Annotated in this window: 19 protein-coding genes; 10 read left to right on the forward strand and 9 right to left on the reverse strand. The window is 65.9% G+C overall.

The genetic code is table 11. The annotated features are described in order from the left end of the window. Positions 1–65 precede the first annotated feature (65 nt). The 3 genes from XH89_RS06585 to mgtA all read right to left on the reverse strand — a co-directional run bounded on the left by XH89_RS06585 (position 66) and on the right by mgtA (position 5,388). Positions 66–998 carry a DMT family transporter gene (locus tag XH89_RS06585; protein WP_194466295.1) on the reverse strand — a complete coding sequence of 311 codons (933 nt, stop codon included), beginning with the start codon at positions 996–998 and terminating at the stop codon, positions 66–68. A gap of 129 nt (positions 999–1,127) precedes the next feature. Then, positions 1,128–2,717 carry an NAD(P)/FAD-dependent oxidoreductase gene (locus XH89_RS06590; protein ID WP_194466296.1) on the reverse strand — a complete coding sequence of 530 codons (1,590 nt, stop codon included), beginning with the start codon at positions 2,715–2,717 and terminating at the stop codon, positions 1,128–1,130. A 172-nt stretch (positions 2,718–2,889) separates the two neighbouring features. Continuing rightward, the gene (gene mgtA / locus XH89_RS06595; RefSeq protein ID WP_194466297.1) at positions 2,890–5,388 is read right to left on the reverse strand and encodes a magnesium-translocating P-type ATPase; all 2,499 of its coding nucleotides are present in this window, start codon (positions 5,386–5,388) and stop codon (positions 2,890–2,892) included. 179 nt (positions 5,389–5,567) lie between these two features. Between mgtA and XH89_RS06600 the strand changes: the two genes are divergently transcribed. From XH89_RS06600 to XH89_RS06635, 8 genes are all read left to right on the forward strand, one after another. Further along, positions 5,568–6,836, forward strand: coding sequence for an efflux RND transporter periplasmic adaptor subunit (locus XH89_RS06600; protein WP_194466298.1), 1,269 nt, complete (start codon positions 5,568–5,570; stop codon positions 6,834–6,836). Continuing rightward, positions 6,833–8,059 (forward strand): ABC transporter permease, encoded by a 1,227-nt coding sequence (locus XH89_RS06605; RefSeq protein WP_194466299.1) that lies wholly within the window; start codon positions 6,833–6,835, stop codon positions 8,057–8,059. The genes XH89_RS06600 and XH89_RS06605 overlap by 4 nt, the downstream gene beginning before the upstream one ends. Next, positions 8,052–8,735, forward strand: coding sequence for an ABC transporter ATP-binding protein (locus tag XH89_RS06610; protein WP_194466300.1), 684 nt, complete (start codon positions 8,052–8,054; stop codon positions 8,733–8,735). The genes XH89_RS06605 and XH89_RS06610 overlap by 8 nt, the downstream gene beginning before the upstream one ends. Positions 8,736–8,987: 252 nt before the next feature. Continuing rightward, positions 8,988–10,280: an adenylosuccinate synthase gene (locus XH89_RS06615; RefSeq protein ID WP_194466301.1), complete on the forward strand. Its 1,293-nt coding sequence runs from the start codon at positions 8,988–8,990 to the stop codon at positions 10,278–10,280. Positions 10,281–10,317: 37 nt separating this feature from the next. Further along, positions 10,318–11,913, forward strand: coding sequence for a hypothetical protein (locus XH89_RS06620; RefSeq protein WP_194466302.1), 1,596 nt, complete (start codon positions 10,318–10,320; stop codon positions 11,911–11,913). Between the two features lie 156 nt (positions 11,914–12,069). Continuing rightward, positions 12,070–13,509, forward strand: a complete 1,440-nt coding sequence (locus tag XH89_RS06625) for a sulfatase-like hydrolase/transferase (protein ID WP_194466303.1) — start codon at positions 12,070–12,072, stop codon at positions 13,507–13,509. Positions 13,510–13,527: 18 nt separating this feature from the next. After that, positions 13,528–14,808, forward strand: a complete 1,281-nt coding sequence (locus XH89_RS06630) for an MFS transporter (RefSeq protein WP_194466304.1) — start codon at positions 13,528–13,530, stop codon at positions 14,806–14,808. Between the two features lie 49 nt (positions 14,809–14,857). Next, positions 14,858–15,730: a LysR family transcriptional regulator gene (locus XH89_RS06635; protein WP_194466305.1), complete on the forward strand. Its 873-nt coding sequence runs from the start codon at positions 14,858–14,860 to the stop codon at positions 15,728–15,730. 3 nt (positions 15,731–15,733) lie between these two features. Here XH89_RS06635 and XH89_RS06640 read toward each other — a convergent pair whose 3' ends face one another. Continuing rightward, the gene (locus tag XH89_RS06640; RefSeq protein ID WP_194466306.1) at positions 15,734–16,009 is read right to left on the reverse strand and encodes a hypothetical protein; all 276 of its coding nucleotides are present in this window, start codon (positions 16,007–16,009) and stop codon (positions 15,734–15,736) included. 254 nt (positions 16,010–16,263) lie between these two features. Beyond that, positions 16,264–16,509: a hypothetical protein gene (locus XH89_RS06645; protein ID WP_194466307.1), complete on the reverse strand. Its 246-nt coding sequence runs from the start codon at positions 16,507–16,509 to the stop codon at positions 16,264–16,266. A 143-nt stretch (positions 16,510–16,652) separates the two neighbouring features. Between XH89_RS06645 and XH89_RS06650 the strand changes: the two genes are divergently transcribed. Both XH89_RS06650 and XH89_RS06655 read left to right on the forward strand, forming a co-directional pair. Beyond that, a complete protein-coding gene (locus XH89_RS06650; RefSeq protein ID WP_194466308.1) occupies positions 16,653–17,078 on the forward strand; it encodes a DUF5413 family protein in 426 nt (141 codons plus the stop codon). A 60-nt stretch (positions 17,079–17,138) separates the two neighbouring features. After that, on the forward strand, positions 17,139–17,696 hold the full coding sequence (locus tag XH89_RS06655; RefSeq protein ID WP_194466309.1) for a DUF4112 domain-containing protein: 558 nt from the start codon (positions 17,139–17,141) through the stop codon (positions 17,694–17,696). 296 nt (positions 17,697–17,992) lie between these two features. Here the strand turns inward: XH89_RS06655 and XH89_RS06660 are convergent, their stop codons facing one another. The 4 genes from XH89_RS06660 to msrA form a co-directional block, all read right to left on the reverse strand. Further along, positions 17,993–18,286, reverse strand: coding sequence for a hypothetical protein (locus XH89_RS06660; protein ID WP_027560969.1), 294 nt, complete (start codon positions 18,284–18,286; stop codon positions 17,993–17,995). A 212-nt stretch (positions 18,287–18,498) separates the two neighbouring features. Beyond that, a complete protein-coding gene (locus XH89_RS06665; protein ID WP_074122648.1) occupies positions 18,499–18,663 on the reverse strand; it encodes a DUF3309 family protein in 165 nt (54 codons plus the stop codon). 106 nt (positions 18,664–18,769) lie between these two features. Next, on the reverse strand, positions 18,770–19,186 hold the full coding sequence (gene msrB / locus XH89_RS06670) for a peptide-methionine (R)-S-oxide reductase MsrB (RefSeq protein ID WP_194466310.1): 417 nt from the start codon (positions 19,184–19,186) through the stop codon (positions 18,770–18,772). A 30-nt stretch (positions 19,187–19,216) separates the two neighbouring features. Continuing rightward, positions 19,217–19,918, reverse strand: a complete 702-nt coding sequence (gene msrA, locus XH89_RS06675) for a peptide-methionine (S)-S-oxide reductase MsrA (RefSeq protein WP_194466311.1) — start codon at positions 19,916–19,918, stop codon at positions 19,217–19,219. Positions 19,919–20,087: the final 169 nt, after the last annotated feature.

Genomic DNA, 20,087 nt, shown 5'->3' on the forward strand with positions numbered 1-20,087 from the left:
TATGAACGTCATGTACGGCAGCCACGATAGCAAAGGCCGCGTCCGGCCGGAAGGGATTGCCCCGGTCAGCTCGTCTGCTTCCTTGACGCCACGAATACGCCCGACAGAACCAGCGCGAAGCCGATGAGGTGGAAGGCCTGCGGGCGCTCGCCCAGGAAGACCATCGCCATGATCGAGCCGAACACCGGCACGACGTGGAAGAACGGCGCGGCGCGGTTGGCGCCGATCAGCCTGACGCCGCGGTTGAAGCAGAGATAGGCCAGCGTCGAGGGAAACACCGCGACATAGAACAAAGTGAGCAGGTTCGGCCCGTCCAGCTTCATGACGGGGCGCGCCGATATTTCCCAGATCTCCAGCGGAATGAGGCAGGCGGCCCCGGCGCCGAAGGTGAAGGCGAGGAACGACAGGCCGTGGATCGGCGGCCGCTTCAAGGTCAGCACCGAATAGAGCGCGAAGATGATCAGTGCGACGATGAAGATCAGGTCGCCCTTGTTGAAGGCGATGTTCGACAGCGTGGTGACATCGCCGTGCAGAAGGATGATCAGCACGCCGCACATCGAGAGCAATACGCCGAAGGCCTGCGCCGCGGTGAGACTGACACCGAGGATGACCAGCGACCACAGCGCCACGACCAGGGGCGCGGCCGACTGCAGCAACAGGGTGTTGAGCGCCTGGGTATGCTCCAGCGCCCAATATTGCAGGGTGTTGAAGGCGCCGATGCCGGTGATCGACAGCGCGACCATCAGGCCAAGCTTGCTGCGGATCGCGGACCAGTCCTGGGCAAGATGCTTCCAGGCGAATGGCAGCACCAGCAGGAAGGCGAAGAACCAGCGCAGGAAGGACAGCGTCACCGGTGGGATATGGCCGGCGGCAAGGCGCCCCACGACGGCATTGCCGGCCCAGCACAGCGCGGTGATGCTGAGCAGGAGGTAAGGCTGGTTGGCAATCCAGTGCTGGCCGGACGCTTCGGCGCTCGAGGTGTGGCCGGTGGCGGACATTGTGGTTGTTGTGGCCCCGCTTGCAGTGCGCAAGGCCACCAGCCCGGCTCTGTCCGGGCCGGTCGAAACCCGGCTCCATTCAAAGACACCGAAATGCGGCCGATATCAATGCCGCGAGGCGCATCGCCATCATGCGCCGCACGACGTGGCGGAACTTCTCGAAGCCGTCGGCGCAAAGTGTGGCACGGCTTCCGAGCGCATTGCCGCGCGTGCGGCCCATCCGCCTCCGAGAATCGCTCCGGTGAAGCCTCCGCCGCCCGTGAAGGCCGAGGCGAGATAGACGCCGTCGATGGCCGTCACGGGCATCGGCATGAAGCCGCGCGACTGCGGTGCGAAGCCGTAGACTGCGCCACCCGGCGTGTTGAGATAGTGCGCAAACGTTTCGGACGTGGACATCTCGCGCTGCACGACAGCGCCGGCGATGCCGGGATATTGGCGATCGAGATCGGCAATGATGAGATCCATCCAGCGTTCCTTGCGGGAGCGCTTGGCGTCGGCAGAAAGGCCGGTCCAGTTCGCGAGCCGGTCGACCCCGACGAGTGCGCCGAGATGAGGCGGCCGCTTGTTCAGGCCGGAATCGATCTGATCATAGGCGACGAAGCCATAGGGGGTGAGACGTGCCGGCGGATCCTCGCCCAACAGTGCGGCCGCCTCGCAGAATCCCGACAGGCGCGTCAGCCATGGCGGCAGTACGCTGGTCGAGTAGTGCCTGACACCGAAATCGCGGGACGGGCGATCGAGCCCGATCGCAATGCTCCACAGCGAGATCGAGGGGCGTCGGCTGTCGTAGCGCGACATGAACGCCGCGCGTTTGTCTTGCGGCAGCATCGACGCCAGCACGGAGGGGGCCGCGTTGCCCAGCACGATAGGCGCCAGCTCTTCGCGCATATCGTCGCTTCCTGGCGCGCGATGACGCACACCGCGAGCGCGGTTGCCGTCGAGGAGAATGGCCTCGACCTCGCGTCCTGCCTCCACCGCCCCGCCCGCATCGCGAATGATTGCCACCAGGCGATCGCTGAGCGCCTGCGATCCGCCGCGGACATAATGTCCGCCGCCAACGAGATAAGAGGCCTGCGGAATCGCAAATTGGATAAAGGGCATGGTGTCGGGATCGTCGGTGTAATAGCCGAGGTTCGAAGCGAGCGCGAGCTTGACCGCCTCGTTGTCGCCGAACAGGCGCGCGAGCACCTCGCTCAAGGTCGTGTGACGGTCGCGGATCAGCGGCCACAAGCGCCACGGCAGAGTGGGCGCGTTCCAGAGCCACCAATGGCGATCGTCCTGATGCTCGCTCATCAACGCCACCGCCCGGCGGACCGCATCGATGCGTTCGAAATATTGCGCGATGCCGCGGCTCTGCGCTGGAAACTGCGATTTCGCCGCAGCCGCTGCGGCGTCGAGACCGTGCGGCATCACGAAGGGTCGCTCGAACAGAGGGCTGCGCACCTCATGCAGCGCGCCGACATCGACGAACGGCAAATCGCGATCGATGCCGAGCGCGCGCAGGATCGTTAGCTTGGGATCGAAGGCGTCCAGGCCGTCGATCTCGTGAAGCGACGCTTCGATCGAGAGCTGGCCATGACGATAGATTGTGGCGGCCCCGCCGAAGCTCTGGTTGCGCTCGAGCACCAGCACCCTGTGGCCGGCGCGGGCGAGCAGCGCTGCAGCGGTCAGGCCACCGAGGCCGGATCCGATCGCGATGGCGTCGAAGCTGCGTGTCATCCCGGGGGACCTCGCTGGAGCATCGAGGCAAGCGCCTGGCCTCTACAGGTCTGGATTGATCGCAATCCATACTAGGAGAACGCGGTGGCGGGGGCCGTTGACCTGCATCAAGCGCAGCCGACGGGGATTCATGCCGGTCAGACGAGCGCTTAAATATCGCGGTGGCAACCCCTCAACGCCTGCGTCCCGCGCGGGTCGCGAACGGCTTCAACAGCTCGGCGCAGGCGAGATAGGCGACGACGAGAAGCGCGATGCCGGCCATCATGATCGGCGGCGGCGCGACGAAGCCGAACCAGGCGCCGAGCGGCGTGAACGGCAGCACCATCGCGACGAGTAGCGCGACCAGCGAGGAGGCGGCGAGCACGGGATCCGGCCAGTTGCGCCACGGCCGGCCGTTGGTGCGGATGACGAAGATGACCAGAATCTGCGTCGCCATGGATTCGACGAACCAGGCGGTGCGAAACTCCTCCGGCGAGGCCTTGAACAGGTACAGCAGCGCGCCGAAGGTCAGAAAGTCGAACATCGACGACAGCGGCCCCATGATTGCGGCGAAGCGCGCCAGCCGCGACATGCTCCACACCTGCGGCCGCGCCGTCGCCCGGGCGGAGACGCGGTCGAAGGGGATGCCGAGCTCGGAGAGGTCGTAGAGCAGGTTGTTGAGCAGGATCTGCGTCGGCAGCATCGGCAGGAACGGCAGCGCGATCGAGGCCACCGCCATCGACAGCATGTTGCCGAAATTCGAGCTTGCGCCCATGCGGACATATTTGAGGATGTTGGCGAAGGTGCGCCGGCCTTCCTCGACGCCGTCGGCGACGACTTCGAGATCCGAGGCAAGCAGGATCATGTCGGCGGCGGCCTGCGCCACGCCCGTGGCGCCGTCAACCGACAGCCCGACATCGGCGAGCTTCAGGGCCGGCGCGTCGTTGATGCCGTCGCCGAGAAAACCGACCACCTCGCCGCGGGCCTGCAGCGCCTTCACGATCCGCGACTTCTGGTCCGGTGCGAGCCGGCCGAATGCGTCGACCGAGCGCACCTGAACGGCGAGCGCCTCGTCGCTGAGCTCGGCGACATCGGCCCCCGACAGGACGCGCGCAGGATTGAGTCCGACCAAGCCCGCGAGCCGCTGCACCACCACGGGGTCGTCGCCCGACAGGATCTTCAGGCTTATGCCGCTCGCCGCCAGCCGGGCGATTGCAGCCGCGGCCGTCGGCTTCGGCGGGTCGGCGAAGGCGCAGAAACCTGCGAAGACGAGGCCGGTTTCGTCGTCCGTCTCCACATCGCGCAGCTCGCCGCTCCAGGCCCGCGAGGCGATGGCGACAGTGCGCAGGCCTCCGGTCGCAAGCTCGTGCACACGGGCCATCGCCGCTTCGCGCGCAGCCTCGTCCATCGCGCATAATGCGAGCACCGCTTCCGGCGCGCCCTTGACGATCAGCAGCGGGCCTTCGGGACCGGTTGCGAGCACCGATCCAAGCCGGCGTGAGAAGTCGAAGGCCTGTCGTCCGGCCAGCGTCCAGCCCTGGGCGGCGTCCGGCCGGCCGGCGATGAGCGCGGCATCGAGCGCGCCGCGGTCGCCGCCGAGCGAGGCCGCGATGGCGCCGAGCTGCGCGGCTCGGACGTCGTCCTTGCCTGCGGCATCGAGGCTTTTCGCAAGCGTGATCTCGGCCGAGGTCAGCGTGCCCGTCTTGTCCGTGCACAGCACGGTCATGGCGCCGAGGTCGTGGATCGCGGCAAGCCGCTTCACGATCACCTTGCGCCCGGCCATGCGCAGCGCGCCGCGCGACAGCGTCACCGTGGTGATCATCGGCAGCAGTTCCGGCGTTAACCCGACCGCGAGCGCGACGGCGAAGAGCAGGGAATCGAGCACCGGGCGGCCGAACACGACGCGGACAGTGAGCACGACCAGCACCAGCGCGAGCGTTGCGCGCGCGATGACGAGGCCAAACTCGCGCAAATCGCGCTCGAAGGGCGAGGGCGCCTGCGTCTCCGCAAGAGCGGAGGCCGCGGCCCCGAACACGGTGTCGCGCCCGGTCCTGACGACGAGCGCGATCGCCTCGCCGGTCTGCGCCACCGCGCCGCGGAACAGCGCGTTCGAGGTGTCGTTGGGGTCGGTGGCGTTGCCGGCACGTTTCGGCACCGGATAAGGCTCGCCGGTGAGTGCCGCCTCTCCGGCCGTGAACGCCGTGCTCTCCAGAACCAGCGCATCGGCCGGGATGATGTCGCCGGAGCGGACGCGCAGGAGATCGCCGGGCACCACCCTGTCGACGTCGATCTCGACAAAGGCGCCGTCGCGCCTTACCTCGGCCTTCAGGGCCACCGAGCGGCGGAGAATTTCGGCGGCGCGGACCGCCTGACCTTCCTGGATGGTGTCGAGCCCGATCGAGAGCGCGAGGATCAGCACGATGATCAGCCCGCCAATGTCGTCTCCGGTCAGCATCGAGACGATGCCCGCCACCAGCAGGATCAGCGACAGCGGCTCCAGCAGCCGGCGCAGGATCGCGCGCATCGCGCCCTCGATGCGCGCTGGTGCATCGCTGTTCGGCCCGAAGCGGTTGAAGCGTTTGGCGGCCTCGGCCGCAGTCAGGCCGGTCTGGCCACAGCCGAGCCTGTTGCAGAGTTCAAGGGGGGACAGGCGCCAGAACTTGGTGTCGGCATGAGTTGGACTTTCCAGCAAGCGAAGCTCCCGGTTTCTGGACGTCTAGCGGCGGCAGATGCCCCTAAATTCGGCGTAACCTCTTGACCTAGAACAAGCTCGATTTCCGACCGCAGGTTAGCGTCGCGACGAATGAACCGGGCGATGCCGGATCCATGGGATCGGGATTCAGCTGCCGGTGCGCGTTGCGGGACGATGTCATGGTCGAGCAAGCTATCGTCCTGACACGGCACAGGCGATGGTTTTCCGTCGCCACGCTGTGGTCGGGACTTCTCAGTCACAAATGGTTCATCCTCGCGGTGACGGTCCTGCTCGGGCTCGGCATCTGGCAGGGCGTGCGGGTGCTGCTCGGGCCCGCTGTTGTCGTGGACCAGGTCAAGCTCGGCCGTCTCGTCGAGACCGTCGTCGCAAGCGGCCATGTCGAAACGCCTTACCGCGTCGAGATCGGCAGCCAGATCACCGGCACGGTGGAGGACGTGCTGGTCCAGGAGGGTGAAAAGGTCACCAAGGGCCAGCCTTTGATCTCGCTGGAATCCCGCGAATTGAGAGCGACCATGGTGCAGGCGCAGGGCGCGGTGGCGCAGGCGGAGGCACGCATCAAGCAGCTCGACGAACTGACGCTGCCATCTGCCAGGGAGGCGTTGACCCAGGCGCAGGCGACGCTGCTCAACGCCCAGCAGACCTATGACCGGACCGCCCAGCTCGAACGCAACGGCTACGCGACACGGGCCGCACTCGATGATGCCCAGAAGACTCTCGACGTCGCGCGCGCGGCGATGCGCTCGGCACAATTCCAGGTCTATACCGCCAGCCCCGGCGGCAGCGACTATGTGATGGCGCAGACCCAGGCCAACCAGGCGCGCGCCAATCTCGACACCGCGGAGTCCCGGCTCGGCTATGCGACCATCACGGCGCCCCGCGACGGTGTCCTGATCTCGCGCAGTGTCGAGCGCGGCACCGTCGTGCAGCCCGGCAAGGCCCTGCTGGTGCTTGCGCCGGCCGGCGACCTGCAACTGGTGTTGCAGATCGACGAGCGCAATCTCGGCAAGATCTCGCTGGGGCAGAAGGCGCTTTCTTCTGCCGACGCCTATCCGGACCGGCGTTTCCCGGCCACCATTACCTATATCAATCCCGGCGTCGATATTTCGCGCGCCTCGGTCGAGGTCAAGCTGACGGTCGCCGATCCGCCGGATTATCTGCGCCAGGACATGACCGTCTCGGTCGATGTCGAGGTCGCCGCACGCGACAATGCGCTGATCCTGCCGCTACGCTCGGTGCACGAGGTCCTGTCGGGAAAGCCCTGGGTGCTCGGCATCAAGGACGGACGCGCCAGTCAGCGGCCGGTGAAGATCGGGCTGCACGGCAACAGCCAAGTCGAGATCACCGACGGTCTTGCGGCCGGTGACGTTGCGATCCCGCAGAGTTCCGGCGTTCTGACCGGCCAGCGCCTGCGGCCCGTGCTGCAATGAACCGCTGGCTGCCGATCGAATGGACCATGGCGGTGCGCTTCCTGCGCGAAGGCCGGCTCCAGACCATCTTCATCATCGGCGGCATCTCGATCGGCGTCGGCGTCATCGTCTTCATGTCGGCGATGCTCGCCGGGCTTCAGGCGAACTTCATCAAGCGTGTCTTGACCTCGCAGCCGCAAATCCAGTTGCTCTCGCCGGATCAGATCGCGCGCCCGCTGCGCAATGCCGCAGGCGAGGTCGAGGACGCGGTGGTGCAGCGTCCGAGCCAGCGGGTGATCTCGATCGATCAATGGCCGAAGATCAGGGCGCAGATGCAGGCGATGCCCGAGGTGGTCACGGTCTCGCCGACGATCCTGGGCTCGGTGCTCGCGGTGCGCGGCGATGCCAGCCGTTCGGTGAACCTGTCGGGTGTCGAGCCGGACTCCTATTTCAGGATCGTCAGGATTCCCGACTACATCGTCGCCGGCGAACCGCGCCTGACCAGCGAAGACATCATCATCGGCACCGAGCTTGCGAAGGATCTCGGCGCGACCGTCGGCGACAAGCTCAACGTTCGCGCCGCGTCCGGCGCAACGCGCGTGCTCACGATCTCGGGCATCGTCGATCTCGGCAACAAGGGCGTCAACCAGCGCGTCTGCTACGCCGCGCTCCGGACCGCGCAGTCGCTGCTCGGCATGATCGGCGGCATCACCACGATCGATATCACGGTCGGTGACATCTATGCGGCCGAGGACATCGCCCAGCGCATCCAGGCCGCCAATGTGGTCGAGGCCGACAGCTGGATCAGGACCAACGCGCAATTCTTCACCGCGGTGCAGGCCCAGCAGAATACCAACACCCTGATCCGCCTCTTTGTCGGTCTTTCCGTGGCGTTCGGCATCGCGGCCGTGCTCATCGTCTCGGTGATCCAGCGCTCCAAGGACATCGGGATCCTGCGTGCGATGGGGACCTCGCGCGGCCAGATCCTGCGCGTGTTCCTGGTTCAGGGCGGCCTGCTCGGCTTCGTCGGCTCGCTGTTCGGCGCGGCCATGGGCGCGTTTGCGCTGGTCTATTGGCATTCGGTGGCCCGCCAGGCCGACGGCACCGAATTGTTTCCACTGATCCTGGAACGATCCCTGTTCATCTATACGGCCTTGCTTGCCACCGGCACCGGCATCCTGGCTGCGATGGCGCCGGCGGTTCGCGCGGCAAAACTCGATCCGGTGGTGGCGATCCGTGGCTGACGCGATCCTGAAGCTCGAACGGGTATGCAAGGCCTATAATGTCGGCCTGCCGACCGAGACCGAGGTGCTGCACGACATCGATCTCGAGCTCGACCACGGCGAGTTTCTCGCTTTGATTGGCCCATCGGGCTCCGGCAAGAGCACGCTGCTCAACATCGTGGGCCTGCTCGATCGCCCGACCTCGGGCCGGCTCTCGATCAAGGGCCACGACACCGCTGCGCTCGGCGATGCCGAGATCACCCGCCTGCGCGGCCACACCATCGGGTTCGTCTTCCAATATCACCTGCTGATCTCGGCGTTCACGGCGCGGGAGAACGTCATGATGCCGATGCTGGTCGATCGCGGCTTTCCGGGCGCGGAGATCGAGGCGCGGGCGGATCGGCTGCTGGCGCAGGTGGGATTGGAGAAATTCGCCGGCAACCTCGCCAACAACATGTCGGGTGGCCAGCAGCAGCGGGTGGCGGTGGCGCGCGCGCTCGCCATGGGTCCGGACCTCGTGCTGGCGGACGAGCCGACCGGCAATCTCGACACCAAATCGGCCGATGCCGTGTTCGAGCTGATGCGGCGGGTCAACCGCGACAGTGGAACGAGCTTCCTGCTCGTCACCCACAATATGGAGCTGGCGCGGCGCTGCGACCGCATCATCGAGGTGATCGACGGCCGCATCCGATCCTAAGGTCTAAGGAACGGCAGGCGAGGGGATTTTTAGGGGATATCAAGGGCTTGTATCGGGCATTGGGTCCTCAAAAAGCCCCGTTCTTGCTTGCCTAGAGAGGCTGCTTCCTTTATCCGGTTGGCTGCCTTGCTACGACCGGCCCTGGGGCCGGGAATTGGGCTGGGCGCGCAGGCATGATCCCGGACAAGCGGGTCCCGGTTTTCCGTTTGGATCGTGCCTTTTACAGAGAATTCTTCGAAGGATTACCCGCGAATGGCCAATGTTGTCGTCGTCGGCGCCCAGTGGGGCGACGAAGGAAAGGGCAAGATCGTCGACTGGTTGTCGGAGCAGGCGGACATCGTCGTCCGTTTCCAGGGCGGCCATAACGCCGGCCATACGCTGGTGATCAACGGCGCGACCTACAAGCTGGCGCTGCTGCCCTCCGGCGTGCTGCGCGACCAGAAGCTGTCGGTGATCGGCAATGGCGTGGTGTTCGATCCCGCCGCCTTCCTCGACGAGGTGACCAAGCTGCGCTCGCAGGGTGTTGCGGTCTCGCCGGACAATCTGCGCGTCGCCGAGAACGTCACCCTGATCTTGCCGCTGCACCGTGAGCTCGATGCCTTGCGCGAGTCCTCGAATGCGGCGACCGCGATCGGCACCACCCGCCGCGGCATCGGACCTGCCTATGAGGACAAGGTCGGCCGCCGCGCCATCCGCCTGATGGACCTTGCCGACCTCGACACCCTGCCGCACAAGATCGACCGGCTGCTGGCGCACCACAATGCCTTGCGCCGTGGTCTCAATTTGCCGGAGTTCGACGGCAAGGAGATCCTGAAGGAACTGAGCGCGCTGGCGCCGCAGCTTTTGCCCTATGCCGAGACCGTATGGCGGCTGCTCGACATCGAGCGGCGCGCCGGCAAGCGCATGCTGTTCGAGGGCGCGCAAGGCGCGCTGCTCGACGTCGATCACGGCACCTATCCCTACGTCACGTCGTCCAACACGGTGGCGGCGCAGGCCGCGACCGGTGCCGGCCTCGGACCCGGCGCGGTCGGTTATGTGCTGGGTCTGTGCAAGGCCTACACGACCCGCGTCGGCCAGGGCCCGTTCCCGACCGAGCAGGACAACGAGATCGGCCGCAAGATCGGCGAGCGCGGCCGCGAGTTCGGCACCAATACCGGCCGTCCCCGCCGCTGCGGCTGGTTCGATGCCGTGCTGGTTCGCCAGGCGGTCCGCACCTGCGGCATCAATGGCCTCGCGCTGACCAAGCTCGACATCCTCGACGGCTTCGACACGATCGAGGTCTGCACCGGCTACAAGCTCGACGGCAAGGAGATCGACCATTTCCCGGCGGGTGAGGGCGCCCAGGCCCGGGTCGAGCCGATCTACGAGACCATCGAGGGCTGGAAGGAGCCGACCGCCAACGCCCGGTCCTGGGCCCAGTTGCCGGCCCAGGCGATCAAATATGTCCGGCGGATCGAGGAACTGGTGGGGTGCCCGGTCGCGCTGCTTTCCACCAGCCCCGAACGCGAGGATACTATCCTGGTGCAAAATCCGTTTGAGGCTTAACGATCTCTTACCAGGACGCGGGTATAGTTGAGTAGAAATGGCTGATTACTATCCGCTGATCGCCCGCGCTATTGCCGCCCTGGACCCCAACGCTCCCGGCGAAAGCCGGCGCGCGCTCTATGAACGGGCGCGCACGGCCCTGATCGCGCAGCTGCGCAGCGTGCAGCCGCCGCTCTCCGAATCCGAGATCACCCGCGAACGGCTGTCGCTGGAAGAGGCCGTCCGCAAGGTCGAATCGGAGGCCGCCCAGCGTGCCCGCGAGGCCTCGCGCCCCGGTGGCGGCGCCCGCGCCGGAGGCGGCAGCGGCGATGCGTTCCGAAGGGCCAGCGCCCGTGCGGCCGAGAACAATCCGTCTGCATCGGCTCAGCCGGCCGGGCCGCCCCGGGCCCGTCCCGCCGCGCCGCCGCCCCGCAACGATCGTCCATCGCCTGGCGGTGACGACCAGGGCGATGCCCCGCGTCCGCCGCGCGCCCCGCGTTTCGACGCGCCGCGCCAGCCTGCTGCTCCCGAGCCGCCGGCCGGGCGCGATCGCTCGCCGCCGCGCCGCCCGTCCGATGGTGGACCGCCGCCGCCGCTGCCGCCGTCACCCGGCGTGCGCGGCTTCCGTGACATCACCGCCGACGTCAACGATCTCGGCGGCGCCGCCGCGCAGGCCAATCGCGCCGCGCGCCGCACCTACGCCAACGTGCCCTCGCCCTCCCCGGAATTCGACCGGCTCGAGCCGAGCCTGGAAAACCGCGCGGCTGAAGCCGAGGTGCCTTATTCCTATGACGAGTCGATGGAAGAGGCCGAGCGCTACTCGCCGCAGCCGCCGTCGCAGCGTCCGCGCATCGCGCCCAATCGCGACGCCAAGAAGCGCGCCCGCACCGGCTCCATCTTCCCGTTCAAGAGCGCGATCGCCATCGGCATCGTGCTGATCCTGATCGGTGCCGGCCTGCTGTGGGGCAAGCAGCTGGTCCAGACCGCGACCAATCTGCTCAAGCCATCGCCCACCCAGGTGGTGGAGGCGCCGAAGGACACCTCGCAGCCGCAGCCCAAGCCGAAGATTCCGGATCGTGTCGGCCAGCCCTCGAGCGACCAGCCGGCTCTGCCGGTCACGCAGAAGGTCGTGCTCTATGACGAGGATCCGTCCGATCCGAAGGGCAAGCAATATGTCGGTTCGGTGGTGTGGCGGCTCGAGCCGATTAAGGCGTCGGGCAACCAGAAGGCCGATGTCGCCGTGCGCGCCGACATTGAGATCCCCGACCGCAAGTTCAAGATGACGATGTCGTTCCGCCGCAACACCGATTCGTCGCTGCCGGCGAGCCATACGGCGGAGCTGACCTTCATCCTGCCGCCGGATTTCCCGGGCGGCAGCGTCTCCAACGTGCCGGGCATCCTGATGAAGTCGAACGAGCAGGCACGCGGCACGCCGCTCGCAGGCCTGGCGGTCAAGGTCACCGACGGCTTCTTCCTGGTCGGTCTCTCCAACGTCGACGCCGACCGCAGCCGCAACGTCCAGCTCCTGAAGGAGCGCTCGTGGTTCGACGTGCCGCTGGTCTACGCCAACCAGCGCCGCGCCATCATCGCCATCGAGAAGGGCGCCCCCGGCGAGCGCGCCTTCAACGACGCCTTCGCGCAGTGGGGCGACTGAGCCTCCATCTCTGACTGAGCGACGTGCTCCCTCGCCATAGCCGCGAGCTATGGCGGTCCGGCATTTATTTCGATGCCGCCGCTCCCACCCGTGTGGCAATGCGGATCACCCGCAGAAAACGCGGGCAAGCAAAACAAAATAAATGGGAGAGCGCCGGTGAAGCCCCAAAACCTTCTCATCCTGATGTCGGACGAGCACAACGCGCGGATGATGGGCTGCGCGGGTGATGCCCTGGCGCAGACGCCCAATCTCGATGCGCTCGCCGCGCGTGGCACCCGCTTCACCGACGCCTATACGACCTGCCCGATCTGCGTGCCGGCGCGCGCGAGCTTTGCCACCGGCCGCTACATCCACGACATCGGCTATTGGGACAATTCGATCGCCTATGACGGTCGTGTGCCGAGCTGGGGTCACCGCATGCAGCAGGCCGGGGTGCGGGTCGAATCGATCGGCAAGCTGCACTATCGCAGCGGCGAGGATCCCTCCGGCTTCGATCGCCAGCACATTCCGATGCACATCACCGGCGGCGTCGGCATGATCCAGCTGTCGATCCGCAAGCAGTTTCCCGATTTCGTGCCGCCGCCGCGTCGCCGCGCGGCGATCGCCGAAAGCGCCGGCCCCGGCGAGAGCGAATATACCCGCTATGATCGCCGTGTCGCCGACATCGCCGTGGATTGGCTGCGTGATGCCGCGACCTCGGAAACACCCTGGGTGCTATTCGTCAGCTTCGTCACGCCGCATTATCCGCTGGTTGCGCCGAAAGAGTTCTTTGATCTCTATCCGGTCGAGCGGATGCCGGAGGCGAAGTTCGGGCCGGGCTCCGGTTATCAGCCGCATCCGTGGCTTGCTGACCTCACCGCCGGTGGCCCGCCCAGGCCGGAAGACCAGCGCGTTGCCTACGCCGCCTATCTCGGCCTCATCAGCTTCATGGACGCGCAAGTCGGCCGCGTGCTGGGCGCGCTCGATGCCGCGGGCCTGCGCGACACCACGCGCATCATCTACACGTCGGATCACGGCGAGAATGCCGGGGCGCGCGGCATCTGGGGCAAATCCAATCATTATCAGGAGGCGGTCGCCGTTCCCATGATCGTGGCGGGGCCGAACGTTCCGGCCGGAAAGCTGTCGGCGACCCCGGCCTCGCTCGCCGATGCCTATCCTTCCGTGCTCGACTGCGCCGGCCTGCCTGCGGAAGCCGGCATACCGGGCCGCTCGCTGTTCGAGCTTGCGACGAAGACCGACGATCGCGACCGCATCGTGTTCAGCGAATATCACGCCGCAGCCTCGCCCTCGGCGTCCTACATGATCCGCAAGGGCCGCTTCAAATTCATCTACTATGTCCGCTTCGCGCCGGAGCTGTTCGATCTCGAGGCCGATCCGGCGGAGAGCGAGAACCTCGCCGCACGGCCTGAATATGCGGCAACCGTCCGCGAACTGGAGGCCGAGCTCCGCCGCATCCTCGACCCCGAAGAACAGGATCGCCGCGCCAACGAGGCGCAGCGGCTCCTGATCGAGAGCAAAGGCGGCCCGGACGCCGTCATGGCCAATCTGCCGACCAAGAAGCTCTACACGCCGGTGCCGCCCGAACTGCTGTCGTAAGCGAATACGGAGCGCAAGATGAGCAACGTCTCCTCCGTATCCGCAGCGGCCGTCGAGAGCAGCGGCGCGCTCATTCGCAACCGCTGGGTTCGCATCCTCGGCGTTTCTTTCGTGATGTATGTGCTGGCCCATGTCGACCGTGTGAACCTGTCGATGGCGGCACCTTACGTCCGCGAGGAGCTGTCGCTGTCGCCGGCAAGTCTCGGCTTTGCCACCGGCCTGTTCTTCTGGGGCTACATCGTCCTGCAGATCCCGGCCGGCCGCCTGGCCTCGACCTGGAGCCCGAAACGGGTGCTGCTGTGCCTGCTCTTGCTGTGGAGCTCGGCCTCGTTGACCACCGCCTTCGTCCACACCCAGACCGAGCTCAGCATCAATCGCTTCGCGCTGGGACTATCCGAAGGCGGCGTGCTGACCTGCACATTGGTGCTGATCCGCAACTGGTTCACCCGGGCCGAACGTGCCCGGGCCAACGCGCTGTTTCTGCTCAGCCTGCCGATCGGCCCGATGATCGCAAGCCCGATCTCCGGACTGATCCTGTCCTATGCGGATTGGCGCTGGATGTTCGTGATCGAGGCGGTGCCTGGTTTCTTCTGGGCGCTGGTCTGGGCCTGGGCAATCGACGATCGCCCGCAGGATGCAAGCTGGCTCACCGAGGATGAGCGCGTGCGGCTCGTCCGGCAACTGGCGGAGGAGGATGATGCGACGGTGCGTATCACCGGCCACTGGCTGTCGACGCTCTGGCATCCGAGCGTGCTGCTGCTGGCGCTCTATAATTTCTTCGCACTGATGGCCGAGTGGGGCGTCAATTTCTGGTTTCCGACGGTGCTCAAGGAAACCGGCCTGCCGATCGGCGTGGTCGGGCTGCTGGCCGCATTGCCGCCGGCGCTCGGGATCGCGCTGATGATCGGCATGGCTGCCAGCTCCGATCGCCTCCGCGAGCGCAAATGGCACATGATTGGCACCACCGCGCTGTCCGGCCTGCCGCTGCTGGCCATGCAGTTCACCGGCGGCGGCGCGATGTGGACCGTGCTCTGCCTGTCGCTGGCAATCGCGATCTTTCTCGGCCGCTTCGGGCCGTTCTGGACCTTGCCCGGCGAGGTGCTGCCCCCGACGGTGATCGGCGTCGGTATCGGCCTGATCAACGGCGCCGGCAATCTCGGCGGGACGGTCGGTCCCTATTTCTTCGGCGTGGTGAAGACGCAGACCGGCACGTTCACACTGGCGCTCGCCGCGGCCGGAATCTCGCTGGTGCTGAGCGCGTTGATCGCCGTGCCGATCAGGGCAAGACGCGCGCCGTGATGTCGGGGCCGGCTCGTCGCACGTGACCGGCTCTGTTATAGATTTCGGGATGGAGCTTCGACATCTCGAACAGATCGTCGCGGTCTGCCGCTCCGGCAGTTTCAGCGGCGCAGCCAAGGCACTCGGCATCGCACAGCCGACGCTCAGCAAGAGCATCAGCCGCTTGGAGGCCAAGCTCGGCGTCAAGCTGTTCGAGCGCACCAACGCCAATGCGCGGCCAACGGTCTATGCGCAGTTCGTCGCCGACCACGCCGCGACCCTGCTCCAGAACGTCACGGCGCTCAGCCATGAGCTCGAGCAGATGGCCAAGGGCGAAGCCGGGCTGTTGCGTATCGGGGTCGGACCCGCAACGCGGCTGCGTCCGCTGCCGCAATTGATTCGCAAGGCGACGGAGGCCTTCCCGCAGCTTCAAATCGTCACCCGTTATGCCGGGCCGAATCTGATGATGCGGGCGCTGCGTGCAGGAACGTTCGATGTCGTGTTCTGTCACCGCGAGATCGCAGCGTCGCAGGCCGACCTGATCCGGATCAAGATTTTTGAGGATCGCTACGTCGTCGTGGCGCGGCGCGATCATCCGGCCTGCCAGGGCACGCCGCTGTCGGCGCAGGAATTTTCCGGGCTGCCGCTGGCAAGCGCCGGGATCACGCCGGACTTCGGCGCCTGGCTGGGCGAGCCCGGCGACCACCGGCAGCGCAAGCTCGAGGCGTTCCTGTCCGACGACTATGACCTGATCAAGCAGGTGGCGCTGATGCCGGGCTATGTCGCGCGCGGCCCGCGCTTCGTGTTCGAGCAGGAGCTGGCGCGTGGCGATCTCGTGGAAATCCCGCTCGAGCGGGATTTCCAGTATGAGTGCTGGATGCTGACGACCAGCGCGCTGTGGCGCTCGCCGATCGTCAAGGCCGTGGCGCGCCTGGCGAAATGACCGCTACTGCGCGGCGGCTTCGCGCTTGCGGGCGGCCGTGGCGGCGGCGTGCTCGCGGTCCATCACGGCGCGGCAGCCGGGGCTGACCTGCGACCTGTTGCGGACCATGCAGGCGGTGATGCGCGGGATGTCGGGGATTTCACTGGAGCACAGCCGCATCGCATCGCCCGAGCACATCTGCTGCGCTTCGGGCGAGAAGGCGAGGCCGGGCGATGTCTGGAGGGTGATGGCGGCGGTGGCGAAGGCCAGCAGCGAAGCGATGGTCTGGTAGCGTGTCATGAAGAACGGATCCCCGAGTTCCGTGGGTTGAACCACTTTGTTTTGGGGCGCCGCACGCGGTTTGACCTGCCGCATGTCACAACCTTCACGCCGGGAACTCAGTCCCGCATGTGGTCGCTCGATCTCTTGATGTTCGAATCGGAAAGTGCTGCGCCGCCCGATTCGAGTATGCGCCAAAGTCGCCAAGCTTCAATGGGAGATGCGAAGGAATTCGCAGCTGTTGCGCGAGCGTCACGCAAAATGGCGGCGCGAGCTCACATGCCGTGGCTCGCGAACACCTTGCTGCATGACCTCGACAGCTTGGCGCGGTTGGCCTGCAGGCAGCCTTGCACCGCCCCGTCATTGCCGAGATCCTTGCGGCACAGCCGCGAGGCATCGCGCGAGCAGGCGTTCTGCTCCTGCGGTGTGCCCATATGGCCCTGCGCAAAGGCGGGTGCGTTCGACAGGCCGCCGAGGGCCGTGAGGGTGATCGTCGCCAGCAACAACAGTTTACGAGACATCGGCGGCTCCAGATCTGACAGGTGAATTTCAGGTCCTGTCTGAACTCGTCGCCTTGCCACTTGTTCCCCCAAAGGCGCCCGTAGCCGCTATCCAAGGTTCCCGCTGCGCTGCTATAAAAGCCGCTGAGGATGAGGAGTCATCGATGAAGCGCTATCTAGTGTTTGCACTCGTTGGCCCGTTCGTGGGCGGCTTCCTGTTGTTGCTGACGACGACCTACCAGTCCGGCTATTGGACGCAGACCAATCTTGGCGAGGTCGGCAAGCTGTTCGTCGTGTTCTTCAAGACGCTGCAATACAGCTATCTGTTCGGCTTCCTGCCGTCGCTGATGATCGGCGCGGTCGATGACATCCTGATCCATGTCAGGCGGATCCGGCCAGGCTTGCGCATGCTGCTGGTCGGCCTGGTCGCCTTCATCCTCGCCGCGTTCACCTACGGCTCGCGCGGGGCGGATTCGGGTGCGGTGCAGTTCGTCCTGTATGGCCTCGTCGGCTTCGTGCCGTCGGTGCTCTCATCCTGGTTCGTGCACCATTATGTCGAGGAGCCGCAACCGGCGGCAGCGACGAGCTGAGCGCGCGACCTTTGGACTCGAGGCAGCAACCTCTGCTGCGCCCGTGCGTTTGCTGATGGCATGACCATGACCGACGACGACATTCTCACGCCACGCAGGTCCCGTTCCGGAACGCATTCGCGTGCCGACTTTTCGGGCCGCGAGGCGCGTGGACCGATCATCGACCAGGACGGCCAAGAAATCCGCCCTGAGCAGATCCGTTCCGAAACCCTGGAGCAGGGGTTTCGAGAGTTTCGCTTCGAATTCGGGCAAGGCAGCCCGTTCGGCAATCTGACAAGGGAGCAGCGGATCCTCAGGCTCGAGGCGATCGCAAAACTGCTCGATGTCGCCTTCATCCTGCCCGGCACCAATATCCGCTATGGCATCGACGGGCTGATCGGCCTGATCCCCGTCATCGGCGACATCATCACCACCGCGATCTCGCTGTGGCTGGTACGCGAGGCCCGCGCGCTGGGCGCGCCCTGGTACATCACCGCGCGCATGCTCGGCAATGTCGCGATCGACGGCGTGGTCGGCATGGTGCCGCTCGCGGGCGATGCCTTCGACGTCATGTTTCGCGCCAACATGCGCAACGTGCGCCTGTTGCGCCGCTGGCTCGACAAGCAGCCGCGGATGTAGCTCTTCGCCCGTCCTGCCTTCCTCTACGTGTCCCGGACAAGGTGCGGCGCGTCAGCGCTGCGCCGCAGAGCGGGACCCAGAAACCACCGGGGATGTCGACGCGTGGCCCCGGCTCTGCAGCGCACCGCTGTAGGAGCGCTGCCATAGCGCGTCGTAGACGCGCGTAAACGTGCTGATGGCGTCCGGGGCACGAAAGTCGTCGCCTCGCTTCCGTAAGCGGGAGAACCAGAAACGCAAAAAGCGCGACAGCCTTTCGGCCGTCGCGCTTCCTGCGCACATCGGACTTTGCGAAAAACTTACGCCGCGTCGGCGTCGGTCTCTGCGGCCGGCGCCGGCTTGGGGCGGCGCGGCAGCGGGAAGGCTTCGCTCTCATAGAGGGAGCGGATGCCGTTCTGATCGAAACGAGCTTCCTCGACCTGGAGATACGCGCCGTTCAGCGAATCCGTCGGCAACTGCTCCATCGCGAACTGCACGGCCTCGGCCGCGGTGCCGAACCGGCGATAGGTGAAGCCGGCACGCTTCTTCTTGCGGATGGCAGCGGGGAAGAGCTCGGCGGAAGTATTGAAGTTGAACGGACGCAGTGGACGCATGGTCAAAGACCTCGTGATCTTCTCTGGGGCTTTAAGCGCGTGGGGTTTGGGAGGGCAGGGGCCGCGATGGAGCGGGCCCGCCGCATGTCATTTTCGCCCCCTAATATAGGCTGTTTTGACAGAAATGCGACCCCTGCGATGGGAGATGATGAATCCGCGCATGGCAGCCCCGCAGGGGCTATAATCCAAGTAATTTCAATAGCTTATATGGTTTACAATTTGCCAAGAAGCAGCAGGACGATCAGCACCACGAGCACGACGCCGCCGATCCCCATGCCGGAATGGCCCATGCCGTAGCCATAGCCGCCGATCCGGCCGGACATGCCGCCCAGCAGATAAATGATCACCAGGATGATCAGGATGGTCCCGAGTGACATGGCATCCCTCCCTGGCGGCCGCCGGATAAGGCTCACGGCGCGCCGCCATAGAAGAAAAGCATATCGCGGCGCCGGGTTCCATGGCGGAACCAGGCGCCGCGTCATCTTATTTCGGCTCGAGCTTCAGCGCTGCCGAATTGATGCAGTAGCGCAGGCCGGTCGGCCCCGGTCCGTCCGGGAAGACATGGCCGAGATGGCCGCTGCATTTGGAGCAGAGCACCTCGGTGCGGATCATGCCGTGGCTGCTGTCCCGCTCCTCGTCGATATGGCTCTCGACGGCAGGCGCGGTGAAGCTCGGCCAGCCGCAGCCGGAATCGAACTTGGCATCGGATTCGAACAGCACGTTGCCGCAGCCGGCGCAGACATAGGTGCCGGCACGGTGATCGTGCTCATACTCGCCCGTGAAGGGACGCTCGGTCGCCTTCTCGCGCAGCACCGCGTATTGCATCGGCGTCAGCTCGCGCCGCCACTGGTCTTCGCTCTTGACGACTTTGTCGGTGGTTTTCGTCTTGGTGTCGGGCATGGGTCTCCCGTTTTTCTGATGGTCTTGCGATCAGTTGGTGGCTTTGCTGGCACTCACCAGCGTCGGCTTCTCGATGTAGTTATCCGCGAACAGCTTTTTCAGGTTCTCGACCTTCGGGATGTCGTTATAGGCGATGTAGGGCTGGTTCGGGTGCAGCGTCAGATAGTCCTGGTGATAGGCCTCGGCCGGATAAAACGCCTCCAGCGCACTGATCTTGGTCACGATCGGCTTGCTGAACACCTTGGCGCCGTCGAGCTGGGCGATATAGGCCTCGGCGATCTTCTTCTGCTCGTCAGACGTGGTGAAGATGGCCGAGCGATATTGCGTGCCGGTGTCCGGTCCCTGGCGGTTGAGCTGGGTCGGATCGTGCGCCACCGAGAAGTAGATCTGGAGGATCTTGCCGTAGGAGATCTTCTTCGGGTCGAACTTGATCTCGACCGACTCGGCGTGGCCGGTGCGGCCGGTCGAGACGGTCTGGTAGTCGGCGGTCGCCTTGGTGCCGCCGGCATAGCCGGAGACGGCGTTGACGACACCGGCGGTGTGCTGGAATACGCCCTGCACGCCCCAGAAGCATCCGCCGGCGACAACAGCAGTCTGGATCCCGCTCGCGGGGCTTGCGTCCATCGCAGGGGCGGGGATCACGACGGCGTCTTCTGCGGCCCGGGTCGGGGCGGCAAAGCCCAGCGACAAGGCGGCGGTGGCGGCGAGCAGGGACAGGACGGAGCGGCGCATGGCGGATCCTCTTTCGGAAGGCCTGACAGTCTAGGGCGGTTGAGGGCGGGCGAACAGCCTGCCCGGCGATTTCGGACATTTCAGATACGGACCGACCGGGCGATTGTTACGGCCGGGGCGACACGAGTCCGTGAAAAAGCCGCGCCCCGCAGCCCGGCTTGGCGGGATA

This window comes from Bradyrhizobium sp. CCBAU 53340, assembly GCF_015291645.1.
In the GTDB taxonomy this organism is placed as follows: Bacteria; Pseudomonadota; Alphaproteobacteria; order Rhizobiales; family Xanthobacteraceae; genus Bradyrhizobium.